Annotated in this window: 24 protein-coding genes; 11 read left to right on the top strand and 13 right to left on the bottom strand. The window is 62.7% G+C overall.

The annotated features are described in order from the left end of the window. Positions 1-31: 31 nt before the first annotated feature. The 6 genes from GIB19_RS12310 to GIB19_RS12290 all read right to left on the bottom strand — a co-directional run bounded on the left by GIB19_RS12310 (position 32) and on the right by GIB19_RS12290 (position 3,962). On the bottom strand, positions 32-238 hold the full coding sequence (locus GIB19_RS12310; RefSeq protein ID WP_186682724.1) for a DUF1656 domain-containing protein: 207 nt from the start codon (positions 236-238) through the stop codon (positions 32-34). Continuing rightward, positions 225-2,213: an FUSC family protein gene (locus GIB19_RS12305; protein ID WP_274886179.1), complete on the bottom strand. Its 1,989-nt coding sequence runs from the start codon at positions 2,211-2,213 to the stop codon at positions 225-227. The genes GIB19_RS12310 and GIB19_RS12305 overlap by 14 nt, the downstream gene beginning before the upstream one ends. Positions 2,214-2,394: 181 nt before the next feature. After that, positions 2,395-2,511, bottom strand: a complete 117-nt coding sequence (ccoM, locus tag GIB19_RS28265; RefSeq protein ID WP_003254862.1) for a cytochrome c oxidase subunit CcoM — start codon at positions 2,509-2,511, stop codon at positions 2,395-2,397. A gap of 135 nt (positions 2,512-2,646) precedes the next feature. Then, entirely contained in the window at positions 2,647-2,808 is a 162-nt protein-coding gene (locus GIB19_RS12300; RefSeq protein ID WP_176515004.1) for a hypothetical protein, read from the bottom strand. Positions 2,809-2,875: 67 nt separating this feature from the next. Next, positions 2,876-3,205: an aspartate-semialdehyde dehydrogenase gene (locus tag GIB19_RS12295; protein ID WP_085273530.1), complete on the bottom strand. Its 330-nt coding sequence runs from the start codon at positions 3,203-3,205 to the stop codon at positions 2,876-2,878. Positions 3,206-3,266: 61 nt separating this feature from the next. Continuing rightward, entirely contained in the window at positions 3,267-3,962 is a 696-nt protein-coding gene (locus GIB19_RS12290) for a M949_RS01915 family surface polysaccharide biosynthesis protein (protein WP_274886178.1), read from the bottom strand. Positions 3,963-4,113: 151 nt separating this feature from the next. Here GIB19_RS12290 and rapA point away from each other — a divergent pair, with 151 nt between their 5' ends. Both rapA and GIB19_RS12280 read left to right on the top strand, forming a co-directional pair. After that, complete coding sequence (gene rapA, locus GIB19_RS12285) at positions 4,114-6,960, top strand: RNA polymerase-associated protein RapA (RefSeq protein WP_274886177.1); 2,847 nt, start codon at positions 4,114-4,116, stop codon at positions 6,958-6,960. A gap of 281 nt (positions 6,961-7,241) precedes the next feature. Then, a complete protein-coding gene (locus GIB19_RS12280) occupies positions 7,242-9,506 on the top strand; it encodes a putative bifunctional diguanylate cyclase/phosphodiesterase (protein WP_274886176.1) in 2,265 nt (754 codons plus the stop codon). Here GIB19_RS12280 and GIB19_RS12275 read toward each other — a convergent pair. Both GIB19_RS12275 and GIB19_RS12270 read right to left on the bottom strand, forming a co-directional pair. Further along, positions 9,406-10,293 (bottom strand): NAD(P)-dependent oxidoreductase, encoded by an 888-nt coding sequence (locus tag GIB19_RS12275; RefSeq protein WP_027594242.1) that lies wholly within the window; start codon positions 10,291-10,293, stop codon positions 9,406-9,408. The genes GIB19_RS12280 and GIB19_RS12275 overlap by 101 nt on opposite strands. 205 nt (positions 10,294-10,498) lie before the next feature. Continuing rightward, a complete protein-coding gene (locus GIB19_RS12270; protein WP_027594241.1) occupies positions 10,499-10,810 on the bottom strand; it encodes a DUF2288 domain-containing protein in 312 nt (103 codons plus the stop codon). Positions 10,811-11,170: 360 nt separating this feature from the next. Between GIB19_RS12270 and GIB19_RS12265 the strand changes: the two genes are divergently transcribed. From GIB19_RS12265 to nhaA, 8 genes are all read left to right on the top strand, one after another. Next, positions 11,171-12,286, top strand: a complete 1,116-nt coding sequence (locus GIB19_RS12265) for a branched-chain amino acid ABC transporter substrate-binding protein (RefSeq protein WP_027594239.1) — start codon at positions 11,171-11,173, stop codon at positions 12,284-12,286. Positions 12,287-12,473: 187 nt separating this feature from the next. Then, positions 12,474-13,397, top strand: coding sequence for a high-affinity branched-chain amino acid ABC transporter permease LivH (livH, locus tag GIB19_RS12260; RefSeq protein WP_008097482.1), 924 nt, complete (start codon positions 12,474-12,476; stop codon positions 13,395-13,397). After that, positions 13,394-14,650, top strand: a complete 1,257-nt coding sequence (locus tag GIB19_RS12255) for a high-affinity branched-chain amino acid ABC transporter permease LivM (RefSeq protein WP_085273537.1) — start codon at positions 13,394-13,396, stop codon at positions 14,648-14,650. Before livH ends, GIB19_RS12255 begins: the two co-directional genes overlap by 4 nt. Further along, positions 14,647-15,414 (top strand): high-affinity branched-chain amino acid ABC transporter ATP-binding protein LivG, encoded by a 768-nt coding sequence (livG, locus tag GIB19_RS12250; protein ID WP_027594237.1) that lies wholly within the window; start codon positions 14,647-14,649, stop codon positions 15,412-15,414. Before GIB19_RS12255 ends, livG begins: the two co-directional genes overlap by 4 nt. Beyond that, positions 15,415-16,116 carry an ABC transporter ATP-binding protein gene (locus tag GIB19_RS12245; protein ID WP_085273538.1) on the top strand — a complete coding sequence of 234 codons (702 nt, stop codon included), beginning with the start codon at positions 15,415-15,417 and terminating at the stop codon, positions 16,114-16,116. A 237-nt stretch (positions 16,117-16,353) separates the two neighbouring features. Then, positions 16,354-17,028, top strand: coding sequence for a COG3650 family protein (locus GIB19_RS12240; RefSeq protein WP_274886165.1), 675 nt, complete (start codon positions 16,354-16,356; stop codon positions 17,026-17,028). Between the two features lie 103 nt (positions 17,029-17,131). Next, complete coding sequence (locus GIB19_RS12235) at positions 17,132-18,745, top strand: NAD(P)/FAD-dependent oxidoreductase (RefSeq protein ID WP_186682734.1); 1,614 nt, start codon at positions 17,132-17,134, stop codon at positions 18,743-18,745. Positions 18,746-19,070: 325 nt separating this feature from the next. Beyond that, positions 19,071-20,246 (top strand): Na+/H+ antiporter NhaA, encoded by a 1,176-nt coding sequence (nhaA, locus tag GIB19_RS12230; protein WP_274886164.1) that lies wholly within the window; start codon positions 19,071-19,073, stop codon positions 20,244-20,246. A 77-nt stretch (positions 20,247-20,323) separates the two neighbouring features. Here the strand turns inward: nhaA and GIB19_RS12225 are convergent, their stop codons facing one another. Beyond that, positions 20,324-20,788: a glycine zipper 2TM domain-containing protein gene (locus GIB19_RS12225; RefSeq protein WP_027594232.1), complete on the bottom strand. Its 465-nt coding sequence runs from the start codon at positions 20,786-20,788 to the stop codon at positions 20,324-20,326. A gap of 151 nt (positions 20,789-20,939) precedes the next feature. Here GIB19_RS12225 and GIB19_RS12220 point away from each other — a divergent pair, with 151 nt between their 5' ends. After that, positions 20,940-21,173, top strand: coding sequence for a hypothetical protein (locus GIB19_RS12220; protein WP_099430249.1), 234 nt, complete (start codon positions 20,940-20,942; stop codon positions 21,171-21,173). 140 nt (positions 21,174-21,313) lie between these two features. Here GIB19_RS12220 and pdxH read toward each other — a convergent pair whose 3' ends face one another. From pdxH to GIB19_RS12200, 4 genes are all read right to left on the bottom strand, one after another. Further along, a complete protein-coding gene (gene pdxH / locus GIB19_RS12215; protein WP_027594230.1) occupies positions 21,314-21,961 on the bottom strand; it encodes a pyridoxamine 5'-phosphate oxidase in 648 nt (215 codons plus the stop codon). A 19-nt stretch (positions 21,962-21,980) separates the two neighbouring features. Next, positions 21,981-22,967 carry an OmpA family protein gene (locus tag GIB19_RS12210; RefSeq protein WP_265968785.1) on the bottom strand — a complete coding sequence of 329 codons (987 nt, stop codon included), beginning with the start codon at positions 22,965-22,967 and terminating at the stop codon, positions 21,981-21,983. Positions 22,968-23,066: 99 nt separating this feature from the next. Then, entirely contained in the window at positions 23,067-24,212 is a 1,146-nt protein-coding gene (locus tag GIB19_RS12205; RefSeq protein WP_274886161.1) for a serine hydrolase domain-containing protein, read from the bottom strand. A gap of 120 nt (positions 24,213-24,332) precedes the next feature. After that, on the bottom strand, positions 24,333-26,570 hold the full coding sequence (locus tag GIB19_RS12200) for a beta-galactosidase (RefSeq protein ID WP_265968782.1): 2,238 nt from the start codon (positions 26,568-26,570) through the stop codon (positions 24,333-24,335). Positions 26,571-26,612: the final 42 nt, after the last annotated feature.

Below are 26,612 nucleotides of genomic sequence, written 5' to 3'. Positions count from 1 at the left end.
TCACTCCTTACAAAAATCGTTACAAGAGCCTTTAGGCAGCCCCCAGTACTCGCACCACCAGGAACAACACACACACGAACAACGCCGCGTCGAACAGCGCTTCATGCCAGATCCAGCGACCCAACGGCGTGGCGTGCACCAACAAGCGCAACACCCCGGTGAGCACCAGCGCCAGCAGCACATAAATCAGAAACGGGCTCAGCAGCACGCCGCCCAGCGCCCACTCACGCAACCCCATGCACGTCCTCCTGCCAGCGGCACCATTTGCCCCAGCTCTTCTGCAACTGCAGCACTGCACCTTCAGCCAGGCGCAACGGGTCGCTTGCCGGCAGCCGACGCAAGGCGGCGATGAATTGCTCACTGGCGCTGTCCAGGCGTTGCCCACGGCCCGGCGCCGGCCCCTTGGCCAGTACCGCCTCCACCTGCTGCAGGTACTCGCGTTCAGCGCGGCCCAACGGCGCCTGGGCGACCGCCAGGCACATGCGCAGGTGCACCAGTTCGTCGCCGATGTCCAGGCCGTGCAAGCCGTCATCCCAACGCTTGCGCTCGCTTTCGGGCAATTCGCCGGCATGCCGCGCCAGTTGCAAGAGGCGATCGGCCATTCGCCCGCCAAACCAGCTGTCGGCGCCACGCAGGTCGCGCCGGGTCAGGCGCACCAGGTCGCTTTGGGTCGCCGCCCGCAGGCGCTTGCCCAGCCAGGCCGGGTGACGGAACACCAACAAACGAAAGGCCATCACCGCAGCAGACACGCCCACCAGCATCGCCAGCGCGCTGTTGAGCATGCTGGCCACGCCAAACTGCATGGCATTGAGCGGCGATACCAACACGATGAAGTGCAGGCAATACGAAGTCGCGGTCGCGCCGGTACGCGGGTGGGCCATGCCCAACGCACCCAGAAACAGCGGCACACCCATGCCCAGGCAGAGCATGGCGAAGCTGCTCCACTGCGGCAAAAGAATCTGCCCGACCAGAAACGCCGCGGGGATCGCCAAAAAGATGCCGCGCAAGAAACTAAGGCCGATCTGAGCGCCGTTTTCGCGGCTGGCAAACAGGCTGCAGACCACACAGGTCAGCACCAGGCCGCCCGGCGCAGAGGGCCAGGCGGTCGCCAGCCAGAAGCCACTCATCACCAGAAACGCCAGCGCGCTGCGTGAACCGAACAACAGTGCCAGCGACCAGTCGCGGTGTGCGGCCAGGCCCTGGGACACATCCTTGGGCGCCCTGCCCGCTTCGACGTCGTCCAGCGCCTGGGTCGCAGCCATCGCGTAGTCCAGCAACAGCGTCATGCGCGCCAGGCAGTAATGTTCAGCAGCGCTTATCCGCTCATCATGGGCGGCATCCCAGATGCGTTGGCGCAACAGCAACAGGCCGGGTTGGTCGGGTGCACCCAACTGCGCGCGCACCGCCTCCAGCCAGGGCGCCAGGTGCCGAGCTTCTCCTTGATCGAGCTGGCGCCACTGCCGGCGCACCGAACGGGAGATACGCAGCAGCACCATCAGCTTCTGGCTCAGGCCGCGAATGGCGCGCGCCCGCTGACGCCCGCGATTGCCTTCGAACCAGGCATGTTCGCGCTGGCTGTCGATGGCGACGATGCGCCCAAGGCTTTCCAGCAGCCCTTTGCGCGCTTCATCCTCTCCCCCCAGCATGGCACTGGCCGCCTGCAGGCCATTTTGCCAAGCCTGCCGGGCTTGCCCGCTCAGTTGCTGCTCCACGCGCAGCGGCCAGATCAGGGCGCTGGTGGCGGTAGCGCAGAAAATCCCCAGGCAGATCTCGGTGCAGCGCGCCACGGCCTGGTCGAACACCTGCAACGGGTGGTCGATCGCCGGCAGGGCGATGATCGCGGCGGTGTAACCGGCCAGCACAAAGGCGTAGGCCCAGGCACTGCGCAGTTGGGTCGACGCGGCCGTGCACAGTGCCAGCCACAGCGCGAGGGTGATCAGGAACAGGCCTGGCGTCTGGGCGAACAAGCCGATAAAAACTACCGACATGAACGTGCCGACCAGGGTGCCGGCCAGGCGCGCAAGCCCCTTCTGCACCACCATGCCGGACAACGGCTGAGCCACGATGAACGCCGTCATCAATGCCCATGACGGCTGCTCCAACCCCCAGCGCATCGCCAGCCAAAGCGCCAGGCCGCCACCGAGCACGGTCTTGATGGCGAACTTGAGGGCGAGGCTGCTGGGTGCGAACAGGGCCTGGAGAGTGATGGGCACGAGGCGGACCTTGCGGGGATGATCAGGTAAACGATAGACAATGAAGCGAAGGATAATGCGGAAACGATTAATTAGCTAGCTAATCATCTTTATTGAAATGCGCTGCCCGACTTTTCGCAGGCAAAAAAAATGGGCGACCGAAGTCGCCCTAAATGCCTTGCGTGCTCGTGAACCCGGAAGGTCAGCGCGGCTTGCGCTTGTTCGAGTCCTTCCAGATGAAAATGCCCAGACCGGCAAAGAATGCGACCATCAACCCGACCGTTACCACACCTGCGATAACCACGTTGTCGAAGAACATGTCGGCCTCCCTCTTCGTTTGCCGTTGTCCGATGGATGCAAGGTAACGAATGTGGGGGCGGGGAAAATTGACCGGGGTCAATGGTGCCCGGGACCGGGCACGCGAGGCGGGCGCAGGGTTGACCTGCGTCAAGTTTCAGCGCTTCTTGGGCTTGCCCTTGGGCTTCTTTTTCTTTGCCGTGCTCAGGGGCATGGCTTGCTCGAAGGCCTGGCGCACTTCGTTCAGGCGCTTTTCCTTGAGGTCGTGGACGCGCTTGGCACGTTCGGCATCGAAATCGATGAGGTTGTCTTGACTCATGGGTGGGCTCGACGATCAACAGAGACTTGCATGATGAAGCCAGCCAGTGACGCTGACCAGCCCCGCGTCAGACTTCGATGTCGACCAGCAGCCCCTGGCGTGGGCTCTCGCCCATCAAGGGGGCGACCGGCACGGTGTTGTCGGCGTTGACTTCATCGCCCGGTAACGCGCTGTAAAGCTCGCTGTCGCTTTTTTGCCGACGTTGCTGTTGACGACGCTGTTCATCACGCAGGATCAAGGCCTGCTCCTGCGGGTCGCGCTGCTGCTTGAGGTTGATGGCGCTTTCACCGGAAGTCGGCTGCGCAGGGACCACCGGCTTGATGTCGGGAGTGGGTTTGACCGGGTCCTGTTGCGAGGTTACCGGGGCTGCACTGAGCGGAATAATCGGCGGCAACATGGAAAGTCTCCTATTACCCCTGTATCGGCGGGCGTTGTCCTACCTTGAATAGAGACAACGCTTATTCGACTTCGTCATCGGGGTCGTCATCGCTCGGCGGGCTCGCCTCGCTCCAGGGCCGCTTGTAGACCTGCTGCCAGACTGCGTCCATGTGCTCGCGCAGTACCTGCGGCGTGCTTTTGAGCGAGGCGCTGTCTTCGCGCTCGCCGCCGATCGGCTCCTCGCCCGCCGGGGTGATCAGCGATTGGCCGGTAATGGTGTAGATAGCCTGGCCTTCGCGCATTTCGATGGCGATATCGTGGGGGTCGATGCCGCCGCCGCAGAAGGCATGGCTGGCAACCGTCAGTTCGGCGATACCGTCCTTGTTCAGGTCACTGACATCGCTGACATCGGAATAGAAGTCGACATCCAGGTCCAGCCCCGGGCAGGTGGTTTCCTGCTCGATCTGCCAGCGTGCCTTGAACGCATCGCTTTCGGCCGTGCGCCCATACAGCGTGGCCTTGAGCACTACCTTGTCCACTTCCTGCTGGTTTTCCGCGTCGGTGGCCTGGCCGTCGGTGCGGCTCAGCACCAGCAGGCCTTCGCCGTCGCGGTCACGAAAGTGCACGCTCTTGATCGGCGTCTGCACGCCCAGTGCCTCAAGCTGCCCGGGCGTAATCGCCGGCAAGGTCTCGAAGCTTTTTTGCTCGCAGCCGGCCAGCAGCACAAGGCTGCTCACGGCCAGGGATACGTTCAACCAGCGGTGCTTGGCGGACATGTTAGTGCGCGGCCCTCGTCTACAAGACGGTGTTGGTCGATGAAACGGCTAGACTGTTGGTCTTCGGCACCCTTCGGTGCACTTCAACACTTTGGTCTGACCGGCCGATCCGTTAACATAGCCGGCTTTTCATCGCGGGAGTTCAGGCAGTATGGCGCAGCAGTATCAACCGGGGCAACGCTGGATCAGCGACAGCGAAGCAGAGCTCGGCCTGGGTACCATCCTGGCGCAGGATGGCCGCCTGTTGACCGTGCTCTACCCGGCCACTGGCGACACCCGCCAGTATTCCCTGCGCAATGCGCCGCTGACCCGCGTGCGCTTCTCGCCAGGTGACCAGATCACCCACTTCGACGGTTGGAAGCTGACCGTGCGCGAGGTCGACGATGTCGATGGCCTGTTGGTGTACCACGGCCTGGACGCGCAAAACCAGCCGCGTACCCTGCCGGAAACCCAACTGTCGAACTTCATTCAGTTCCGCCTGGCCAGCGACCGCCTGTTCGCCGGCCAGATCGACCCGCTGTCGTGGTTCAGCCTGCGTTACAACACCTTGCAGCACACCAGCAAGCAGATGCAGTCGTCGCTCTGGGGCCTGGGTGGCTGCCGCGCACAACCGATCGCCCACCAGTTGCACATCGCCCGTGAAGTCGCTGACCGCAGCGCACCCCGGGTGCTGCTGGCGGACGAAGTCGGCCTGGGCAAAACCATCGAGGCAGGCCTGATCATCCATCGCCAGCTGCTCTCAGGGCGCGCCAGCCGCGTACTGATACTGGTCCCGGAAAACCTCCAGCACCAATGGCTGGTGGAAATGCGCCGGCGCTTCAACCTGCAAGTGGCGTTGTTCGACGCCGAGCGCTTCATCGAGAGCGATGCCAGCAACCCGTTCGAAGACGCCCAGCTCGCGCTGGTGGCCCTGGAATGGCTGGTTGACGACGAAAAAGCCCAGGACGCGCTGTTTGCTGCAGGCTGGGACCTGATGGTGGTCGACGAAGCCCACCACCTGGTCTGGCATGAAGACCAGGTCAGCGCCGAGTACGGCCTGGTCGAGCAACTGGCCCAGGTGATCCCTGGCGTGCTGCTGCTCACCGCTACCCCCGAACAGCTCGGCCAGGACAGCCACTTCGCCCGGCTGCGCCTGCTCGACCCCAACCGTTTCCACGACCTTGTGGCGTTCCGTGCCGAGAGCGAAAACTATCGCCCGGTCGCCGAGGCGGTACAGGAGCTGCTCGACGAAGGTCGCCTGTCGCCGGAGGCCCACGCCACCATCCATGGTTTCCTCGGGGCCGAAGGCGAAGCCTTGCTGGCAGCCGTCAGCGATGGCGACACCCAAGCCAGCGCGCGCCTGATCCGCGAGCTGCTCGACCGCCACGGCACTGGCCGCGTGCTGTTCCGTAACACCCGCGCAGCCGTTCAGGGCTTCCCCGAGCGCGAGTTGCATGCCTACCCGGTAGCGATGCCGGAGCAGTACCGCGACCTGCCGCCTGGCGAAAAAGCCGAGCTGTACCCGGAAGTCGCCTTCCAGGCGCAGGGCGACATCACTGACGACGAGCGCTGGTGGCGTTTCGACCCTCGGGTCGACTGGCTGATCGATACCCTGAAGATGCTCAAGCGCACCAAAGTACTGGTGATCTGCGCCCATGCCGAAACCGCCATGGACCTGGAAGACGCCCTGCGCGTGCGCTCTGGCATTCCTGCCTCGGTCTTCCACGAAGGCATGAGCATTCTCGAACGTGACCGCGCCGCCGCCTACTTCGCAGATGAAGAGTTCGGCGCCCAGGTGCTGATCTGCTCCGAGATCGGTAGCGAAGGCCGCAACTTCCAGTTCTCTCATCACCTGGTGATGTTCGACCTGCCGGCCCACCCGGACCTGCTCGAGCAGCGTATCGGCCGTCTCGACCGGATCGGCCAGAAGCACACCATCCAGTTGCACGTGCCCTACCTGCAGGACAGCCCGCAAGAGCGCCTGTTCCAGTGGTACCACGAAGCGCTCAACGCCTTCCTCAACACCTGCCCGACCGGCAATGCCCTGCAGCATCAGTTCGGCCCTCGCCTGCTGCCGCTGCTTGAAAGCGGTGACAGCAAAGCCTGGGATGCACTGGTGGCCGATGCCCGCGGCGAACGCGAGCGCCTGGAAGCCGAGCTGCACAGCGGCCGTGACCGCCTGCTGGAGCTCAATTCTGGCGGGGCCGGTGAAGGCCAGGCACTGGTCGAGGCGATTCTCGAACAGGATGACCAGTTCGCCCTGCCGATCTACATGGAAACCCTGTTCGACGCGTTCGGCATCGACAGCGAAGACCATTCGGAAAACGCCCTGATCCTCAAGCCGAGCGAGAAAATGCTCGACGCCAGCTTCCCGCTGGGTGACGACGAAGGCGTGACCATCACCTACGACCGCGCCCAGGCGTTGTCCCGCGAGGACATGCAGTTCCTGACCTGGGAGCACCCGATGGTTCAGGGTGGCATGGACCTGGTGCTGTCCGGCTCGATGGGCAACACCGCCGTTGCGCTGATCAAGAACAAGGCCCTGAAGCCAGGTACCGTGCTGCTCGAACTGCTGTTCGTCAGCGAGGTAGTGGCGCCGCGCGCCCTGCAGTTGGGCCGTTACCTGCCGCCGGCAGCCCTGCGCTGCCTGCTCGACACCAACGGCAACGACCTGGCGTCGCGCGTGGCATTCGAAACGCTCAACGACCAGCTCGAAAGCGTGCCGCGCGCCAGCGCCAACAAGTTCGTCCAGGCGCAGCGGGATATATTGGCCCAGCGCATCAGTGGTGGTGAAGCCAAGATCATGCCGACCCACGTCGAGCGTGTGGCCGAAGCGCAGCGTCGCTTGCAGTCCGAGGCCGACGAAGAGCTGGCGCGCATGGTTGCCCTGCAAGCCGTCAACCCAAGCGTGCGCGACAGCGAAATTGACGCCCTGCGCAAGCAGCGTGAAGAAGGCCTGGCGATGCTTGAGAAAGCTGCCTTGCGCCTCGAAGCCATTCGCGTGCTGGTAGCCGGCTGATACACCCCGCCCCTGTAGGAGCAGCCTTGCGCTGCGAAGAGGCCAGTTCAGGCACAGCCAATGCTGTGGCTTTACCGGCCTCTTCGCAGCGCAAGGCTGCTCCTACAGGGGGCGCGGCACCAGCAGCCATATTCCTGGCTGCTATTGAACGCATAACCAAATCGTAGAAATCAAAGTGCCATTAGTCAGGAAGGCCTAACCACCTCTTCCTATACTGCCTCTGGACAGTCTCCCAAGGCGTTGTACCGGAGACGCGTGAAAACTCGGCCAAGAGGCACGCAATGGACTGGTTGGGACTGCAACTGTTCGCCGATCTGCCGGCAACCGGACGCATCGTCATCGATTGTCGCCACGAGCCTTTCCTTGTTCTGCTCGCCTTTACCGTGGCCTGCGCGGCTTGTTTCGCGACCCTGGACATGGCCGAGCGGCAATCCCACAACGAACACCCCACCGCGCAACGCCAGTGGCGCGTGCTTGGCGCCTGTTGCCTGGCTGGCGGTGTCTGGGCCATGCACTTCATCAGCATGCTGGCCTTCCAGGCGCCGGTGGAAGTCCACTACGACGTCTCGCTGACCGTCCTCTCGTTGCTCATTGCATTGATCGTTGCCTGGCTGGGCATGAACAGCCTCAACCGCAGCCAAATGCGAGTGCAGCACTACCTGCAAAGTGCCGTGCTGATTGGTGCCGGTATTATCCTGATGCACTTTGTCGGCATGGCCGCCCTCGAGACCGGCGCCCGGCAGTACTACCAGACCGGGCTGTTACTCGCCTGCGTGGTCATCGCTATGCTCACCAGCCTCGCGGCGTTGCTGTTGGCGCGGTATTTCCGCAATGGCAGCGGCACGTTGCACCAAGCCCTGAAGTACGGCGCCAGCCTGGTGATGGCCGGTGGCATCGTCGCGACCCACTTCAGCGCGATGTCGGCCATGACCCTGGTCATCCCCGCCGATACCGCCCTGCGCCTGCCCTCGGCAGACAACAGCCTGCAACTGGGGCTGACCATTGCCTTCATTACCCTGCTGATCAGCGGCGCCAGCATCAGTGCGGCACTGGCCGACAAGAAGCTGCAAAGCAAGGAGCACGACCTGCGCCGGGTCAGCATCCTGCTTAGCCAGCTCGACCAGGCACGGGCCTCGCTGCAACAGGCCGCGCATTACGACGCCCTGACCAACCTGATCAACCGCCGCGGTTTCAATCAGGTCTTCGCCGAACGCCTCGCCGAACAGACCGCTAGTCAAAACCGCCTGGCGGTGATGTTCCTCGACATCGACCATTTCAAGCGGATCAACGACAGCCTTGGCCATGCCGCCGGCGACGAACTGCTCAAGGTGATTGCCAACCACATCAAGGCAGCCACCCGCAGCCACGACCTGGTGGCGCGTTTCGGGGGCGACGAGTTTTGCGTGGTCACCAGCCTCAACAACCGTGACGAGGCACGTCACCTGGCGCAGCGCATCATGCAACGGATGAAGGAACCCATCGACCTGGGTGGCCGGCGCATGGTCATGACCACCAGTATCGGTATCAGCATTTTCCCCGACGATGGCCACACCGCTGAAGAGCTGCTCAAGCACGCCGACCTTGCCCTGTACCAGTCCAAGGGCAACGGCCGCAACAGCCTCAACTTCTTCAACGACAGCCTGAAAACCCGCGCCACCCTCGCCCTGCAGCTGGAAGAAGAACTGCGCATCGCGCTGCTGGAGGAACGCGGGCTGTGCGTGCACTACCAGCCCATCTTCGACCTGCGCAATGGCCAGGTGGCCAAGCTCGAAGCCTTGGTCCGCTGGCAGCACCCGCAACACGGCTTGCTCGGGCCCGACCGGTTCATCGGTATCGCCGAAGCGAATGGTTTGATCATCGACCTCGACCTGTGGGTGCTGCGCCACGCCTGCGCCGACCTGGCGCAACTGCACCGTCACGGCTTTGCCGACCTCAAGGTCACCGTCAACTGCTCGGCGGTAACCCTCAGCCACGATGAGCTACCCAGCGAAGTGGAGAAAGCGCTGTATCACTCGGCGCTGGCGCCCCGCCACCTGGAGCTTGAAGTCACCGAGAATGCCTTGATGGGCGATATTCAGCGCACGGTCAACCTGCTCAAGCGCGTGCGCGCCCTCGGCGTGGCCTTGTCGATCGATGACTTTGGCACCGGTTATTCGTCACTGGCCTACCTCAAGCGCCTGCCGCTGGACGTGCTGAAAATCGACAGGACCTTCCTGCAGGAGGTACCCGGCAGCCAGAAAGACCGCGAGATCGTCCAGGCCATCATCGTCATGGCCCACACCCTGCACTTGCAGGTAGTCAGTGAGGGGGTGGAAACCGTCGAGCAACTTGAATTCCTCGAAACCCACGGCTGCGACTACCTGCAAGGCTACCTGCTCGGCCGCCCGGTGGCGTTGGGCGAATTGCGGCCCATCCTGGAGCGGCTGGAGCGCGACAAAGGCGTGCTCAGCCCTTGCTGCGATACAGCGATACCAGGGTCGCCGGATCTTTTTGCAAGTAGCCCTGGCTACCGTGCAAGCGCATCAATTGCGCGGCGAGGCCACTGAGCGGTGTCGCCGAGCCCTGCTCGCGGGCGAATTTGACCGCGCTGTCGAGGTCTTTGAGCAGCGTACGCACATGCCACTTGATCGGCTCGAAGCGGCTTTCGGCCATTTGCGGAGCGAGGATCTGCAAGGGTTTCGAATCGGCAAAACCTCCCGCCAACGCCTCAGCGATCAGTGTCGCATCAACCCCCGATTGCTCGGCCAACGCCACCACTTCGGCGATCACCAACGCATTGCAGGCCACGATCATCTGGTTGCAAGCCTTGGTCACCTGGCCTGCACCCACGGCGCCCATGTGCGTTACACGTTGGCCCAGGGTCAGCAGCACCGGCTGCGCGCGTTGCAAGTCAGCCGCTTCGCCACCGACCATGATTGCCAGGGTGCCGGCCTCGGCGCCCGGCGTGCCACCGGACACCGGCGCATCCAGCCAGGCCATGCCACACAACGCAGCGAGCTCGGCAGCCATCTCACGGGTGGCGGTCGGTTCGAGGCTTGAAAAGTCGATCAGCAGTTGGCCACTGCGCCCGCCCTGGGCAATGCCCTGTTCACCAAACACCACCTCGCGCACCACCGGCGTGTCAGCCAGGCATAGCAGCACCATATCGCTGTCGCGGCACAACGCGGCCGGGCTTGCTGCCAGGCGCGCGCCAGCCGCCACCAGTTCGGCGCATTTGTCCGGGCTGCGGTTCCACACCGTCAAGGGGTAGCCGGCAGCCAGCAAGCGCCGACACATCGGCAGGCCCATCAGGCCAATGCCGGCGAATCCTAGCGAAGGTAGTTGTGAACTCATGAACGACTCCTTGCACATTTGTTATTTTTTGAGGCCGCATTCAGGGCCTAAGGCGCGGGTATACCCGCGAGGGGGCGCGCAGCGGCCACATTACGCATCCCGTAAACTGTTACCGCCACGCCGAATTGTTACTTACCTCTACCCGGCTGATCGCCTTCAAGCACCAAATTAAGGCGGGCTGCGCATTTTCACGCACCAAAAACGATCACGCCGATTCCGAACGCTTCGCTTGAATCACGATAAACGGTGAAACCACCACCGCCCAGATCTCTGGGTCGCGGTTTTGCAGGTCCAATGCCTGCTCAGCAGTGACCGGCCCCACAGTGCCATCACTGCGCCACTTGGCGAAGATCTCGCTGCGATTCTCGGCCATTGCTTCAGCAACGGCGATCAGGTCCAGGCTGGGGTCGACCCAAATCAGGTCACCCTTCGCCCAGAAGCGCTCCAGTGCTTTCCACTCGATGATTGCCGTCTCGCCAAGCAATTTGGCATAGAGGGTGCTTGTTTGATCAGTCATGGGTTTGTACCCGCAAAAATCGGCCAATAAAAAAGGCCGGTATTTTTGCAGAAAAACCCGGTTTCAAATACGTAATTTGGTCGATCGGCCCCGAACTTAGGGGGTGGGGCCGCAGATACAGGCAAATTGATGGCGCCTTTCTGTATCTTTGTGTCGATCAAGCGACAACCCAGGAAACAGGCTCTTTTTGACCGCTTTTCAAGCGCTCGGACAGCGCTCTACACTGTACCGGTACAGTTCCGGGACATGTTCCGGGGGAAGGTGGGCATGCAGTATGGCGTGGCCATACCGCAAATCCCGCCCGGTCTGTAGCCCTGGCCGCCAGGACTATAAGAATTACAACAGAATGAGTGGAGCACTATGATCAAGATTTCCAAGCTGTTCGCCGCAATGGTTCTGGCCGGGGTAGCCAGCCATTCGTTTGCCGCCGATACCATCAAGATCGGGATCGCAGGGCCTAAGACCGGCCCTGTCACCCAGTACGGCGACATGCAGTTCATCGGCGCCAAGCAAGCCATCAAAGACATCAACGCCAAGGGCGGCGTCGATGGCAAGATGCTCGAAGCCAAGGAATACGACGACGCCTGCGACCCTAAACAGGCCGTGGCAGTCGCCAACAAAGTGGTCAACGACGGCGTCAAGTTCGTCATCGGCCACCTGTGCTCCAGCTCCACCCAGCCTGCGTCCGACATCTACGAAGACGAAGGCGTGATCATGATCACCCCCGCCGCCACCAGCCCAGAAATCACCGCCCGTGGTTACAAGCTGATCTTCCGCACCATCGGCCTGGACAGCGCCCAGGGCCCTGCAGCCGGCAACTACATCGCCGACCACGTCAAGCCCAAGGTCGTTGCGGTCCTGCACGACAAGCAGCAGTACGGTGAAGGCATCGCCACCGCGGTCAAGCAGACCCTGGAAGGCAAAGGCACCAAGGTGGCCGTCTTCGAAGGCCTGAACGCCGGTGACAAGGACTTCTCCTCGATCATCCAGAAGCTCAAGCAGAACAACGTCGACTTCGTCTACTACGGCGGCTACCACCCAGAGCTGGGCCTGATCCTGCGTCAAGCTCAGGAAAAAGGCCTGAAAGCCAAGTTCATGGGGCCGGAAGGTGTCGGCAACGACTCCATTTCGCAGATCGCCCAGGGCGCTTCCGAAGGCCTGCTGGTTACCCTGCCGAAGTCGTTTGACGCAGACCCTGCGAACAAGGCCATCGTCGACGCCATCAAGGCTGACGGCAAAGACCCAAGCGGCCCGTTCGTGTTCCCGGCCTACTCGGCTGTCGAGCTGATCGCTGAAGGCATCAAGGCCGCCAAGTCGGAAGACACCGCCAAGGTTGCCGAAGCCATCCACAACGGCACCTTCAAGACCCCTACCGGCGACCTGTCGTACGACGCCAAGGGCGACCTGAAAGACTTCAAATTCGTGGTCTACGAATGGCACTTCGGGAAGCCGAAGACTGAAGTTTCCCCTCAGTAACTGCGTGACTAAATAGCTGACCGTAGAAGCCCACTGTGCGAGCAGTGGGCTTTGTTTTACGAGGTTCATGGGCCTGATCCCCGCGATCCGGGGGCCGGTCCACCTGAAAATCTTAAAACCGTCACCCGCGGTTTCCTGGCCGTACCCCTGCCAGTGAAATGCAAATCAGGTTTTTAGGAGCGCTGTAATGCCTGAGATCTACCATTTCTTCCAACAACTGGTTAATGGATTGACCATCGGCAGCACCTATGCCTTGATCGCCATCGGTTACACGATGGTGTACGGCATCATTGGCATGATCAACTTCGCCCACGGCGAGGTATACATGATCGGTTCCTACGTGGCCTTCATCGCCCTGGCGGGCCTGGCCATGATGGGTATCCATTCGCTGCCGATCCTGATGACCGTCGCCTTCGTCGCGACGATCTTCGTCACCAGTGCCTATGGTTACAGCATCGAACGGGTTGCCTACCGCCCCCTGCGCAACAGCAACCGTCTGATCCCGCTGATTTCCGCCATCGGCATGTCGATTTTCCTGCAGAACACCGTCTTGCTTTCGCAGGACTCCAAGGACAAATCCATCCCCAACCTGATCCCTGGGAGTTTCTCCTTCGGGCCAGGCGGTGCTGAAGAAGTACTGATCAGCTACATGCAGATCCTGGTGTTCGTCGTCACCCTGGTGGCCATGACGCTGCTTACCCTGTTCATCTCCCGTTCCCGCCTGGGCCGCGCCTGCCGTGCCTGCGCCGAGGACATCAAGATGGCCAACCTGCTGGGCATCAACACCAACAACATCATCGCCCTCACCTTCGTCATCGGTGCCGCACTGGCGGCTGTGGCGGCCGTGCTGCTGAGCATGCAGTACGGGGTGATCAACCCCAACGCCGGCTTCCTGGTGGGCCTCAAAGCCTTCACCGCCGCTGTGCTGGGTGGCATCGGCAGCATTCCGGGCGCCATGCTCGGTGGGCTGGTGCTGGGTGTGGCCGAAGCCTTCGGCGCCGACATTTTCGGCGACCAGTACAAGGATGTGGTGGCATTCGGTCTCTTGGTACTTGTCCTGCTGTTCCGGCCGACCGGCATCCTGGGCCGCCCGGAGGTTGAAAAAGTATGAACAAAAATCTCAAACAGGCGTTCTTCAGCGCCTTGCTGGTCTGGGCCGTGGCCTTCCCGGTGCTCGGCCTGAAACTGAGCATCGACGGCATCAGCCTGGCCGTGCACAGCCAAGGGTCGTTCACCATCAGCATCATCGCCGTCTGCTCGGTGCTGATGTTCCTGCGCGTGCTGTTCGACAAGCAGTGGAGTTCGGTCATGGGCCGCCGCTCGGATCGCAAGCTGGTCCCGCCTGCGGTGAGCAACTACCTGACCCTGCCCAAGACCCAACGCTGGATCATCATGGGGCTGATCGTGGCTGCGCTGGTCTGGCCGTTCTTCGGCTCGCGCGGTGCGGTCGACATCGCCACGCTGATTCTGATCTACGTGTTGCTGGGCCTGGGCCTGAACATCGTGGTCGGCCTCGCGGGCCTGCTCGACCTGGGTTATGTGGGCTTCTACGCCGTAGGTGCCTACAGCTATGCCATGCTGTCGCATTACCTGGGCTGGAGCTTCTGGGTCTGCCTGCCGATCGCCGGCCTGATGGCCGCCACCTTTGGCTTCCTGCTCGGCTTCCCGGTGCTGCGCTTGCGCGGCGACTACCTGGCGATCGTGACCCTGGGCTTCGGCGAGATCATCCGCCTGTTCCTGCGTAACCTCACCGACTGGACCGGCGGCCCTAACGGCATCAGCAACATCCCCAAACCAGAGTTTTTCGGCCTGACCTTCGAACGCCGTGCCGCCGAGGGCATGCAGACCTTCCACGAGTTCTTCGGGCTGGAATACAACTCGATCAACAAGGTGATCTTCCTCTACCTGGTAGCACTGCTGCTGGCCTTGCTGGCGCTGTTCGTCATCAACCGCCTGCTGCGCATGCCGATCGGTCGTGCCTGGGAAGCCTTGCGTGAAGACGAAATCGCCTGCCGCGCACTGGGCCTGAACCCTACCGTGATCAAGCTCTCGGCATTCACCCTGGGTGCCTGCTTCGCCGGTTTCGCCGGCAGCTTCTTCGCGGCTCGCCAAGGCCTGGTGACCCCCGAGTCGTTCACCTTCATCGAATCGGCGATCATCCTCGCCATCGTCGTGCTCGGCGGCATGGGCTCACAACTGGGCGTGATTCTCGCGGCCATCGTGATGATCCTGCTGCCTGAGCTGATGCGTGAGTTCAGCGAATACCGGATGCTGATGTTCGGTGCGCTGATGGTGTTGATGATGATCTGGCGTCCGCAAGGCCTGCTGCCTATGCAACGTCCACACATGGAGCTGCGTCGATGAGCCGCGAAATTCTGCAAGTCAGCGGCCTGAGCATGCGCTTCGGCGGCTTGTTGGCGGTCAACGGCGTGGCCCTGACCGTCAAAGAAAAACAAGTGGTGGCGCTGATCGGCCCGAACGGCGCTGGCAAGACCACCGTGTTCAACTGCCTGACCGGCTTCTACAAGCCCAGCGGCGGCACCATCCTGCTCGATGGCCAGCCGATCCAGGGCCTGGCCGGCCACCAGATCGCCCGCAAGGGCGTGGTACGGACCTTCCAGAACGTGCGCCTGTTCAAGGAAATGACCGCGCTGGAGAACCTGCTGATCGCCCAGCACCGGCACCTGAACACCAACTTCTTCGCAGGCCTGTTCAAGACCCCGAGCTTCCGCCGCAGCGAGAAGGAAGCCATGGAACGCGCGCAGTACTGGCTGGAGAAGGTCAACCTGACCGAATTCGCCAACCGCACCGCCGGCACCCTCGCCTACGGCCAGCAACGCCGCCTGGAAATCGCCCGCTGCATGATGACCCAGCCACGGATCATCATGCTCGACGAACCGGCAGCAGGCCTGAACCCGAAAGAGACCGAAGACCTCAAGGCCCTGATCGCCTACCTGCGCGAATCACACAACGTCACCGTGCTGCTGATCGAGCACGACATGAAGCTGGTGATGAGCATCTCCGACCATATCGTGGTGATCAACCAGGGCACCCCCCTGGCCGACGGCACGCCGGAGCAGATTCGCGACAATCCTGATGTGATCAAGGCTTACCTGGGGGAAGCGTAAATGCTGAAGTTCGAGAACGTTTCCACCTTCTACGGCAAGATCCAGGCACTGCACAGCGTCAACGTGGAAATCAACCAGGGCGAGATCGTCACCTTGATCGGCGCCAACGGCGCAGGCAAGTCGACCCTGCTGATGACCTTGTGCGGCTCGCCGCAGGCGCACAGTGGCAGCATCAAGTACCTGGGTGAAGAACTGGTCGGCCAGACCTCCTCGCATATCATGCGCAAGAGCATCGCCGTAGTCCCCGAAGGGCGCCGCGTGTTCGCCCGCCTGACGGTCGAAGAGAACCTCGCCATGGGTGGTTTCTTCACCGACAAGGGCGATTACCAGGAGCAGCTGGACAAGGTCTTGCAGCTGTTCCCGCGGCTGAAGGAGCGCTATATCCAGCGCGGCGGCACCATGTCCGGTGGCGAGCAGCAGATGCTCGCCATTGGCCGGGCGCTGATGAGCAAGCCCAAGCTGCTGTTGCTCGACGAGCCATCGCTGGGCCTGGCCCCGATCATCATCCAGCAGATCTTCGACATCATCGAACAGCTGCGCCGTGACGGCGTGACCGTGTTCCTGGTGGAGCAGAACGCCAACCAGGCGCTGAAGATCGCTGACCGTGCCTATGTACTGGAAAACGGACGGGTGGTGATGCAGGGCACGGGGGAAGCGCTGCTGAGTGACCCGAAGGTGCGTGACGCCTACCTGGGTGGTTGATGAGCAAAGGGCCTTCGGGCCCTTTGTTCTACCTGCTGCATTTATATGGCCTGTGCCGGCCTCTTCGCGGGTAAAACCGCCCCCACAGACCAGCAGAGACTTTGAAAGCTGTGCAGTACCTGTGGGAGCGGGTTTACCCGCGAAGAGGCCGGCACAGGCTATCAACAAAGCTTGTGATCGCCGCGCACCCTGAGTAACGTGGCCAGCTCTTTTGCAACGATCGCCGGAGCCCGCCCCATGCGCCTCACCCCCTCCCTGCTGCTCGCCGCCATGCTGCCCCTGTTCGCCGGCTGCCAGCTCATGGCTGCCACGCCGGCCGACCCGAACATCGGCACCACGCGCATGCAGGGCGAACTGAGCGCCGCCGGGGGCCAGTTGCTGTTCAAACCCTGTAATGAAAGCCGCCGTTTCGTGATCAACGACGCCGCCAGCACCGGCATCCTGCAGGAAGCCGCCAACCTCGCCAAGGATGCTGGCGACAAGCTGTTCGCCGACGTGCGCGGCCGCCTGACCGGCAGCAAGCAGGCCAACACCGACGGCCAGCTCGACGTCCGCCGCCTGTACCGCCTGGAGCCCTCGACCCGGGCCTGTGAAGACCCCAACTTCAAACAACTGACCCTACGTGCCAACGGCCACGAACCCGACTGGGACATCAAAGCCAGCGGCAAAGGCATGGTCGTCAACCGCGTAGGCCAGGCGCCGCTGCCCCTGCCGTTCCTGGAAGAAGAAGTACCCGGTGGCGGCCTGACCCTGACCAGCGAAGCCAACGGCCAGCACGTGGAGCTTTGGGTCGCACCGCAACGCTGCGTGGACAGCGCGACCGGGGCAGTCCGTCACTTGCGCGCCGAGCTGCGCATCGATGGCAAGACCCTACAAGGCTGCGGTTACTACGGTGGTGCACGCGACAACTGATCGCCGGGCGCTTTTATCCTGCCAGTCAGGGCGGCGAACAGCTTATACTTGGCGGTTTGTGTAAAGCCGCCGGCCGCCCATGGCCGGGATACTGGACCCTGCCATGCTACGAATCACCGAACTGAAGCTGCCCCTGGACCACCCTGACGAAGCCCTGCGCGAAGCCATCGTCCAGCGCCTGGGCATCCGCGATGAGCAATTGCTCAGCTTCAACCTGTTCAAGCGCAGCTACGACGCACGCAAGAAAAACAGCGAACTGCTGTTCATCTACACCATCGACCTCGAAGCCAGCAACGAAGCCGAGCTGCTTCGCACATTCGCAGACGATCGCAACATCGGCGTCGCGCCTGACGTTACCTACAAGTACGTCGGCCACGCCCCTGCCGAGGTCGAGCAACGCCCGATCGTGGTCGGCTTCGGCCCCTGCGGCATCTTTGCCGGCCTGTTGCTGGCGCAGATGGGCTTCAAGCCGATCATCCTCGAGCGCGGCAAAGAAGTGCGCCAGCGCACCAAGGACACCTGGGGCCTGTGGCGCAAAAGCGTGCTCAACCCGGAGTCCAACGTGCAGTTCGGCGAAGGCGGCGCCGGGACGTTCTCCGACGGCAAGCTGTACAGCCAGATCAAGGACCCGCTGCACCACGGCCGCAAGGTGCTGGAAGAGTTCGTCAAGGCCGGTGCGCCCGATGAGATTCTCTACATCAACAAGCCGCACATCGGTACCTTCCGCCTGACCGGTATGGTCGAGCAGATGCGTCAGGACATCATCGCCCTGGGCGGCGAAGTGCGCTTCCAGGAGAAAGTCACCGACCTGCTGACCGATGATGGGCAACTGACCGGCGTGGTATTGGAAAGCGGCGAGCAGCTGCATTCGCGCCATGTGGTCCTGGCCCTGGGCCACAGTGCCCGCGACACGTTCCGCATGCTGCACGCCAAGGGCGTGTTCATGGAGGCCAAGCCCTTCTCGGTCGGCTTCCGTATCGAGCACCCGCAAACGCTGATCGACAAGGCGCGCCTGGGCAAGTACGCCGGCCACCCGAAGCTCGGCGCCGCCGACTACAAACTTGTGTACCACGCCAAGAACGGCCGTTCGGTGTACAGCTTCTGCATGTGCCCAGGCGGCACCGTGGTCGCGGCCACCAGCGAGCCTGGCCGCGTCGTTACCAACGGCATGAGCCAGTACTCGCGTAACGAACGTAATGCCAACTCCGGCATCGTCGTCGGCATCGACCCGGAACGCGACTACCCGGGTGGCCCGTTGGCCGGTATCGAGCTGCAGGAGCGCCTGGAAGCCCACGCCTACGTGATGGGTGGCAGCAACTACCAGGCACCGGCGCAGTTGGTTGGCGACTTCGTGGCCGGCAGGCCGTCCACGGCCCTGGGCAGTGTCGAACCGTCTTATAAACCGGGCGTGACCCTGGGCGACCTGGCGCCGAGCTTGCCGGACTTCGCCATCGAGGCGATCCGCGAAGCACTGCCGGCATTCGATCGGCAGATCAAGGGCTACAACCTGCACGATGCTGTACTGACCGGCATCGAGACGCGCACGTCTTCGCCGCTGCGCATTACCCGGGGTGAGGACTTCCAGAGCCTGAACCTGAAGGGGCTGTTCCCAGCAGGCGAAGGTGCGGGTTATGCGGGCGGTATTCTGTCCGCTGGCGTCGATGGCATTCGTATTGCCGAGGCGGTGGCGCGGGATATGCTCGGGCTGAACGCATAAGGCCCGCTTCTGGTAGGAGCAGCCTTGTGCTGCGAAGAGGCCGGTGAAAGCAGCGAAGCGCTATGTGCTGCCACTGGCCTCTTCGCAGCGCAAGGCTGCTCCTACACGGAATCGAGTCTGCGGGGCTCTGCAGTGCCAGAAAAGCCTGCAGAGCTAATCGGATTTCCCCTACCCACGCATTCCGCAACACCGTCTAGGCTTGCCACAGCCTAGGCAGCAATAACATATAACAAAAACGAATATAGTTTTTGTTTTAAAGCATATCGCCACAGGCTAGGGTGTACGCCCGTTCCATCCTTAATCTCTCAGGGAGAGCCCATAGCCCGTGCGTAGCCTCTTCACCCGATTCTTTCAGCTCGAAGCTGCCAGCGGTCTGCTGCTGATCGCCGCGGCCGTTCTTGCGCTGGTCATCAACAACTCACCTTTGTCCTACCTGTACAACGGCCTGCTCGACGTCCCGGTGGCGGTCAAAGTTGGCGCGCTGGAAATCGCCAAGCCCTTGCTGCTGTGGATCAACGACGGCCTGATGGCGCTGTTCTTCCTGCTCATCGGCCTGGAGGTCAAGCGCGAGGTGGTCGACGGCCACCTCTCCAAGCCCTCGCAGATAGTCCTGCCCGCTACCGCTGCGGTGGGTGGCATGGTGATACCCGCACTGATCTACTGGTTCATCAACCGCGACGACCCGGCTGCGGTCGCCGGCTGGGCCATCCCCACCGCCACCGACATTGCCTTCGCCCTTGGCGTGCTGGCACTGCTGGGCAAGCGCGTACCGGTCTCGCTGAAGCTGTTCCTGATGACCCTGGCGATCATCGATGACCTGGGTGCGATCATTGTCATTGCCCTGTTCTATTCGGGCACCTTGTCGAGCGTCTCGCTGCTGCTGGCCGGCGCCTGCCTGGTAGCGCTGCTGGCCATGAACCGCCTTGGCGTGGTCAAACTCGGGCCCTACCTGATCATCGGCCTGGTGCTTTGGGTGTGCGTGCTCAAGAGCGGTGTTCACGCCACGCTGGCGGGTGTCGCCCTGGCGCTGTGCATCCCACTGCGCACCCGCAACGCCGAAACGTCGCCGCTGCTGTCCCTGGAGCATGCCCTGCACCCTTGGGTTGCCTACGCCATTCTGCCGCTGTTCGCCTTCGCCAACGCCGGTGTTTCGCTGGCAGGCATGAACCTGGACAGCTTCACTCATCCAGTACCGCTGGGTATCACTGTCGGCTTGCTGTTGGGTAAGACGGTAGGGGTGTTCGGCCTGACCTGGGTGGCGATCAAACTTGGCATGGCCGCGTTGCCGGCAGGCGCAAACTGGGGGCAATTGCTGGGGGTGGCGATCCTCTGTGGCATCGGCTTCACCATGAGCTTGTTCGTGGGCTCGCTGGCATTCGTGCCAGGCAGTAGCGATTACGCGGGCATGGACCGCATGGGCATCCTTACGGGCTCGTTCTTCGCCGCGGTCATCGGCTATGCCGTCACTGCCATGGCCAGCCGCAAACCCCTCGCAAACTAAAACAGTGGCATTAAAAAACCCCGACTGGCGTGGCCATGTCGGGGTTTTTTATTGTTGCGCTACAACCGGGTCAAGGCTCAGTGCGAGACGCGGCTGGTACCGTCAACGGTCATGATGCGAACACGGTCGCCAACCCGGAAAATCTCATTTTCCTGAACGGCCTGCACATAGGCACGCATGCTGCCGTCATCTTCACGCACGGTGATTTCAACACCCTGGGTGCGAGTGATGCCTTCCTCGGCGGCAGAACCTGCCAGGCCACCGGCCACTGCACCAATTACGGCAGCAACGATGCTGCCGCGGCCACCACCGACTGCACTGCCGGCAACGCCACCGACAATGGCGCCAGCGCCACCGCCGATTGGGGTCTTGGTGCCTTCGATCTTGACCGGACGGAGGGATTCGATGGTACCCATACGCACTGTCTGCACGCGACGGGCCTCATCACGGGAGTAGCTATCGCCGGTCAGGCTCGAGGCACAGCCCCCCAGCAACAGCGACATGGTGGTAAAGGTCGCCACCAGCAAAGCGGATTTACGCATAGGTAAAATCTCCAAAAGTCATCGGTGTCCATTAGACGCTGCGCGTTGACGGCTGTCACGACGCAGACGCAATAAAATTGTTTTCATTCAGCCTGGGTACAGCCTGCATGGACTGTATCGTGGGGCCTTTCAAGTGAGACCAAGGATAGCCATGGATTACTTCATCGTCGTGGTGACAACTGTCGCAGGGCTGTACTTCCATGGGTGGCTGTATGTGCGCATGCGCCGCTGGATGGACCGCGACCTGGCGCTATCGCTGGCCGGGAAGGATGCGCAGAAGCGTGACTATATGTTGCAGCGGCTGGAGCAGGCACGCAAAGAGAAGGTCAAGCGCAAGGCGCTGGCGACGTGGTTGGAGCGGGAGGCGGCGGCTTATACGAGGTAACCTGATCGATCGCTGGGGCCGCGTTGCGGCCCATCGCGACACAAGGCCGCTCCTACAGGGGAACGCGCCAGTTGCTGGATACACGATCTCCTGTAGGAGCGGCCTTGTGTCGCGATGGGCTGCAAAGCAGCCCCAGGATCTCAGGGTGCCAGCCGCTCTCGCAGCCATTGCCCATCGACCAGGCGGTAATTCAACCGGTCATGCAGGCGGCTCGCCCGCCCCTGCCAGAACTCGATACGCTCAGGCAACAGACGGTACCCTCCCCAGTGCTCGGGGCAATGCGGCTGAGTGTCACAGAACCGCGCCTCGGTCGCCTTTACCAGCGCTTCCAACGCTTCGCGGCCGGTTATTACCTGGCTTTGCGGCGAGGCCCAAGCCCCCAGGCGGCTGCCCAGCGGTCGCACCTGGTAGTAGTCGTCCGACTCCTTGGCCGTGACCTTTTCCACACGCCCTTCGATACGTACCTGGCGCTCCAGCGCCGGCCAGAAGAACGTCATGGCGGCGAAAGGGTTGGCCTGCAGTTGCTGGCCCTTGGCACTTTCGTAGTTGGTGAAGAAGGTAAAACCACGGTCATCGAGCCCCTTGAGCAGCAAGACGCGGCAATGGGGCCGGCCCTCGCCATCGACCGTGGCGAGGGTCAAGGCGTTGGCCTCGACCGGGGGTTGTTCAGTCTTCACCGCATCGGCGAACCACTGGTGGAACAAAGCGAACGGCTCCCCCGGGGCCTGGGCTTCTGCCAGGCCATCACGGGTGTAGTCGCGGCGCATATCGGCCAGGGTTTGAGTCATGGCTGCGTTTCCTTGACGATCAGTTGGTCTTCGCAGGGCTGTTGGCGGCTACTTTCTTGTCGGTGGTCGCCTTCTTGGCAGCGGGCTTGGCCGGCGCGGCTTTGCTTTTTGCAGCCGTCTTGGCGGGTGCCTTGGCCTTGGCGACAGGCTTTTTCGCGGCCGGTTTGGCAGCGGCCTTGGCAGCCGGTTTGGTGCTGACGGCCTTGGCGGCAGGTGCCTTGGCATCTTGCACTGCGACCATCGACGCTGGGGTCGGTGCCGGCGCGGCCTGTTGGTACTTGGCCAGCAGCGCGAGCATGGTGTTCTGTGGCGTCAGCAGCAATTCCACACGGCGGTTCAGTGCACGGCCTTCGGCGCTGTCGTTGGCGGCGCGCGGCATTACCGACCCCATCCCCTTCAGGCTCAGGCGATCACGTTGCAGGCCGCTGAGGCGGAAAATCGCCGACACCGAGGCGGCGCGCTCCAGGCTGAGCTTCTGGTTAGCCGCTGCAACACCGCTGCTGTCGGCATGGCCCAGCACCAACACGGCGGTCTTGGAATCGCCCTCGACGGTCTTGGCCACACGGGTGATCGGGCCCAGGGTCATCGGCAGCAGCATGTTCGGGCGATCAGGGTTGTAGGAGCTGTCCACCGGAATGGTCACCGCCAGCACGTTGTCACGGCGCTCCAGTTCCAGCTTGCTGTCCTTGATCGCTTCACGCAGCTTGGGCTCGTATTCGTCCAACCAGGCTTGGGTGGCTTTCTGGTCGATCTTCGGTACAACAGGCCCTTTGGCCGTGTCGTCGCCGCCAAACGGCCACCACCAGCGGCTTGCGCTTTCGGACTTGGCATCGGCCTTGGCGACCTTTTCGGTGACGGCTTGCTTCACTTCCTGCTCGGCAACCTGGTCCGACCCAAAAGGCCACCAGTTGAAACCACTGTCCTTCGCGGCGTCCGGGGAGTGGCTGGCGCAGCCGGTAACGGCGGTCAGGCACAGGGCGAGTGCTAAGGTTTTATGTGAAGACATCAGCGATACACCATGAAATAGAAGGAAATTTTGCCAACGCACTTAACGCGTAGACATTGAGGATAGTCAAAGGGGTCAGCCAATACCCGCATTACCCGATCAAAGGCAACTGGCAAGGACGCGGACCAACTTCTGGGCTCTCGGGTCCATGAGCACATACGGGCCAAGGGTATTGACCACAAAACCGAATGCCACATCGTGCTCTGGGTCCGCGAAACCTACTGAGCCGCCCGCGCCGGGATGCCCGAACGCACGGGCACCGAGGCCAAAGGTGGCATTGGCCACCTCGGGCTGGTCAAGCATGCAGCCCAGGCCGAAACGGGTCTGGGTCAGCAAGGTGCGATCCTGGCCGATACTGTGCTCGCGGGTGAGTTCGTCGAGCAGTTCGGACTCGAGCAGGCTGCCATCGAGCAGCCCGGCATAGAAGCCTGCCAGGCTGCGGGCATTGCCGTGGCCATTGGCCGCCGGTTGCTGCATGCGCCGCCACTCGGGCTTGTTGGTACTGGTGAGAATCGCTGGCGGGTTGGTGAACGCACGGGTCGACAGCGCCTCGGGCTCACGCATGGTCACCTGCAGCAAGCGCTGGGCCGCGGCATCGCCGGGGTTACCTTTGCCGCGTGCGATATGCGCCACACGGTAAAACTCGTCATCCGCCAGGCCGACATGGAAGTCCAGCCCCAACGGCCGGGCCGTACGGGCCACGATCGAATCGCCTGGGCCACGGCCGTCTGCACGGCGGATCAGCTCCCCGATCAGCCAGCCATAAGTGATGGCGGCGTAGCCGTGTTCGGTGCCGGGCGCCCACCACGGGGTTTCGGCGGCCAAGGCATCGACCATCGCCTGCCAGTCATACAACGCCTCGGCAGGCAGCAACTCACGGATGGCCGGCAGGCCAGCGCGATGGCTGAGCAACTGGCGCAGGGTGATGGACTGCTTGCCGGCCTGAGCGAATTCGGGCCAGTAATGCGCGACCGGAACATCCAGCGCCAATTTGCCCTCGCCTACCAGTTGCAAGGCGGTGACGGCGGTGAAAGTCTTGGTGCAGGAGAACAGGTTGGCGATGGTGTCGCTGTGCCAGGCCTGCTGCCCGTCCTTGTCGCTGCTGCCCGCCCACAGGTCGATCACGGTCTCGCCGCCCACCTGGATGCACAGCGCCGCGCCACGCTCCTGGGGATCATCGAACAACTCGGCGAAGGCTTCACGCACCGCCTCGAACTTCAGCTCATAGTGACCCTGGATCTGCACCCACTGTTCTCCGTACGACCTTCTGAAAATGGCGTGCATTGTTTCAGTAGTTGGCGGTTTTGCAAACTGGCTTAGGCTGGGTGGTCGCAGGTAAAGGGGCCGTTTGACGGCCCCGATGGCTCACGGCTGCGGCTTGGCCAACTGCGCGCGCAACTGACCAATGGCCTGCTGGTTGTTTTTACGCACCGCCTCAACGAACCCTGGGTAGGGCACATCAGTGATGGCCACCAGCCCCAGGTGCCCGTTCTCACCATCGAGCAGCCGCCCACTGGCCGGTTGGTCCAGGTACTGGAACCAATGCGCACCGACGATCATCGGCTGCGCCAACGCGGCCTTGAGGAAGTTGCCATAGGCCGGCCCACGGTCTTCTTCACGCGCCACCTCCAACGGCCCCGGCCAGAACGGCCCACGGTCGCGGGAGCCGAACTGGAACTCGGACACCAGCACCGGCTTGTCCAGCTCGGCAAGGCGGGCGAAGTCGTAACCGTCCTCAGGCTTGAGGGTATAGAAGTTGAAACTCAGCACGTCGCAGAACTCCGCGCAGGCCTTCACCGCTTCTGGCGTGCTCACCGCATAGCGGCCGCCGAGCAGCAGGTGATTGGGCGCGTGCCACTTCAACGAATCGGCGATGGTCTTGAAATAGGTCTCGGCGAACACCTGCTGGAAGTACTGGTAATCCCGCTCGATTTCCGGGTGCTCCGGGTTGGGCAAGGGGGCCTCGAAACCGGGGTCTTCCATCAGCTCCCAGGCGGACAGTTCAATCCCCCACGCCTTGGACAGGCCCTCCTGGTTGCGGTATTTGTCCCGCAGTTGCTTGAGGAAGGCGCGCTTGGCGGGCACGTCGGTGGTCAGGCGCAGTGTGCCGTAGGCCAGCCCGTAGCGGGCCTTGGGGTCATTGCCCGGTGCGGCCCAGGCCAGCTCGTTGTCAGCGAAGTAGCCGATCAGCCACGGGTCATCACGGTGGTCCCGGGCGGCGATGGCGACCGCGCGCTCAGTGGCCATGGCGAACCGGGGGTCGAAGGGGTCGGGCATGCTGCCCCACCAGTCCATGCCCGTGCTGATGCTGGCATAGTCACCGACAATCGACAGCGGCAAGGTGTAGGGCATGCGCTTGGCCTGGCCCAACGCCGAATCGCTCCAGTTACCCAGGGTGTTGAAACCCCAGGCTTGCAGGCGATCGAGCGCGTGCGTCTGCCAGCGCGAGGCATCCAGCACGAATGGCGGGCACTCTACTGCAGGCTGCCCCTCAACGCTGGGCGGGCAAGGTTTGCCATAGGTGCGCTGGATATTGGCGGCATAGAAGTCGAACCAACGCCCCTGCTTGAAGTTGCGCCCTTGCGACGAGGCATTGCCGTCGTCGTTGTTACCCTTGCCATAGAACGCCGCCAGCGGATCATTATCGCCGGGCAGCGCCTTGAACATGCCGTCACGGCCTTCGACGTAGGTGCGCCCGCCATCCGCGGCTACGGCGTTGACACCCAGCGAGTAGAACGGGTGGCCATCCGGCGTTACCAGGTACCAGCGCCCATCACGCTTCTCGGTTCGGAAAAAGCCCTTGGCCTCGAACGCCGCCCCGTCCAGCAGCCCGCCATAGGTGTCCAGGGGCTGCTTGCCAAGCTCTGCCAGCCAGCCCTTGAGTTGCTGCTGTTCGCGCACATCGGCAGCCTTGAGCTGCTCGTCGCTGCCGATTTTTTCAGGCCATTGGCCACGCGTGGACTGGCCATAAGCATCGATCAGCTCGTGGTAGGCCGCTTTGTAGGCCTGGTCGTCATCCTGAATACCCACTTTCTCGATCAGCAGGCTCTGCGCCACCTTGGGGTTGGGGATCGTCAGGCTGACAGAGGCCACTTGCTTGAGGTCTACCGCGCCCGCGCTACTGGTCAGCAGCAGGCGCTGGCCGGCATACGTCCACGGCATTGGCGGGCCAGCGCGCATACCCTGGCTCAACGGCGAGGTGGCCGTGAGCGGCACCATCACCGTCTGGGCCGGCCCGGCTGGCAGGTCGATGCGGCTGGTCAGCGTGCGGCCATCAGTGCCCAGCACGGTGACATCCACAGTCAGCGCCCAATCCATGGCGCTTTGCAGGCGCAAGGTCAGGAACTGCCCGGCCGACCAGTCCCAGGCACCGCTTTGCGGGCTCAGGCGCAGGGTCGGCCGCTCGACCGGGTTGAACACCACACGCCGCAGCACCTCCCCCCCGGCCGTTTGCTCTGCGTTGTACTGCGGCATGCCGGCATCTTCGGTCACCACGTTGACCACCGAGGCCGGGCGCACGAAGCTGAACAGCGTCTGCTGCCCGGCCAGCAAGGGCGAGCTGAACAACAGGGCGAATACGACAGGCAGGGTACGGCGGACCATAGGGCTGGGGCTCTCCTTCAGGGCCCTCGTGAGCCCAAGACT

This window comes from Pseudomonas sp. ITEM 17296, from assembly GCF_028895205.1.
Taxonomy (GTDB): Bacteria; Pseudomonadota; Gammaproteobacteria; order Pseudomonadales; family Pseudomonadaceae; genus Aquipseudomonas; species Aquipseudomonas kermanshahensis.
Note: the sequence above shows the minus strand (reverse complement) of the source record. Positions and strands in the feature narration are given on the sequence as shown.

Bases quoted from the DNA above. Each gene is read 5' to 3' on its own strand.
- GIB19_RS12310 (WP_186682724.1), bottom strand. From the start codon at position 238: ATGGGGTTGCGTGAGTGGGCGCTGGGCGGCGTGCTGCTGAGCCCGTTT.
- ccoM (WP_003254862.1), bottom strand. From the start codon at position 2,511: ATGTTCTTCGACAACGTGGTTATCGCAGGTGTGGTAACGGTCGGGTTG.
- GIB19_RS12300 (WP_176515004.1), bottom strand. From the start codon at position 2,808: ATGAGTCAAGACAACCTCATCGATTTCGATGCCGAACGTGCCAAGCGC.
- GIB19_RS12295 (WP_085273530.1), bottom strand. From the start codon at position 3,205: ATGTTGCCGCCGATTATTCCGCTCAGTGCAGCCCCGGTAACCTCGCAA.
- GIB19_RS12290 (WP_274886178.1), bottom strand. From the start codon at position 3,962: ATGTCCGCCAAGCACCGCTGGTTGAACGTATCCCTGGCCGTGAGCAGC.
- rapA (WP_274886177.1), top strand. From the start codon at position 4,114: ATGGCGCAGCAGTATCAACCGGGGCAACGCTGGATCAGCGACAGCGAA.
- GIB19_RS12280 (WP_274886176.1), top strand. From the start codon at position 7,242: ATGGACTGGTTGGGACTGCAACTGTTCGCCGATCTGCCGGCAACCGGA.
- GIB19_RS12275 (WP_027594242.1), bottom strand. From the start codon at position 10,293: ATGAGTTCACAACTACCTTCGCTAGGATTCGCCGGCATTGGCCTGATG.
- GIB19_RS12270 (WP_027594241.1), bottom strand. From the start codon at position 10,810: ATGACTGATCAAACAAGCACCCTCTATGCCAAATTGCTTGGCGAGACG.
- GIB19_RS12265 (WP_027594239.1), top strand. From the start codon at position 11,171: ATGATCAAGATTTCCAAGCTGTTCGCCGCAATGGTTCTGGCCGGGGTA.
- livH (WP_008097482.1), top strand. From the start codon at position 12,474: ATGCCTGAGATCTACCATTTCTTCCAACAACTGGTTAATGGATTGACC.
- GIB19_RS12255 (WP_085273537.1), top strand. From the start codon at position 13,394: ATGAACAAAAATCTCAAACAGGCGTTCTTCAGCGCCTTGCTGGTCTGG.
- livG (WP_027594237.1), top strand. From the start codon at position 14,647: ATGAGCCGCGAAATTCTGCAAGTCAGCGGCCTGAGCATGCGCTTCGGC.
- GIB19_RS12245 (WP_085273538.1), top strand. From the start codon at position 15,415: ATGCTGAAGTTCGAGAACGTTTCCACCTTCTACGGCAAGATCCAGGCA.
- GIB19_RS12240 (WP_274886165.1), top strand. From the start codon at position 16,354: ATGCGCCTCACCCCCTCCCTGCTGCTCGCCGCCATGCTGCCCCTGTTC.
- GIB19_RS12235 (WP_186682734.1), top strand. From the start codon at position 17,132: ATGCTACGAATCACCGAACTGAAGCTGCCCCTGGACCACCCTGACGAA.
- GIB19_RS12225 (WP_027594232.1), bottom strand. From the start codon at position 20,788: ATGCGTAAATCCGCTTTGCTGGTGGCGACCTTTACCACCATGTCGCTG.
- GIB19_RS12220 (WP_099430249.1), top strand. From the start codon at position 20,940: ATGGATTACTTCATCGTCGTGGTGACAACTGTCGCAGGGCTGTACTTC.
- pdxH (WP_027594230.1), bottom strand. From the start codon at position 21,961: ATGACTCAAACCCTGGCCGATATGCGCCGCGACTACACCCGTGATGGC.
- GIB19_RS12210 (WP_265968785.1), bottom strand. From the start codon at position 22,967: ATGTCTTCACATAAAACCTTAGCACTCGCCCTGTGCCTGACCGCCGTT.
- GIB19_RS12200 (WP_265968782.1), bottom strand. From the start codon at position 26,570: ATGGTCCGCCGTACCCTGCCTGTCGTATTCGCCCTGTTGTTCAGCTCG.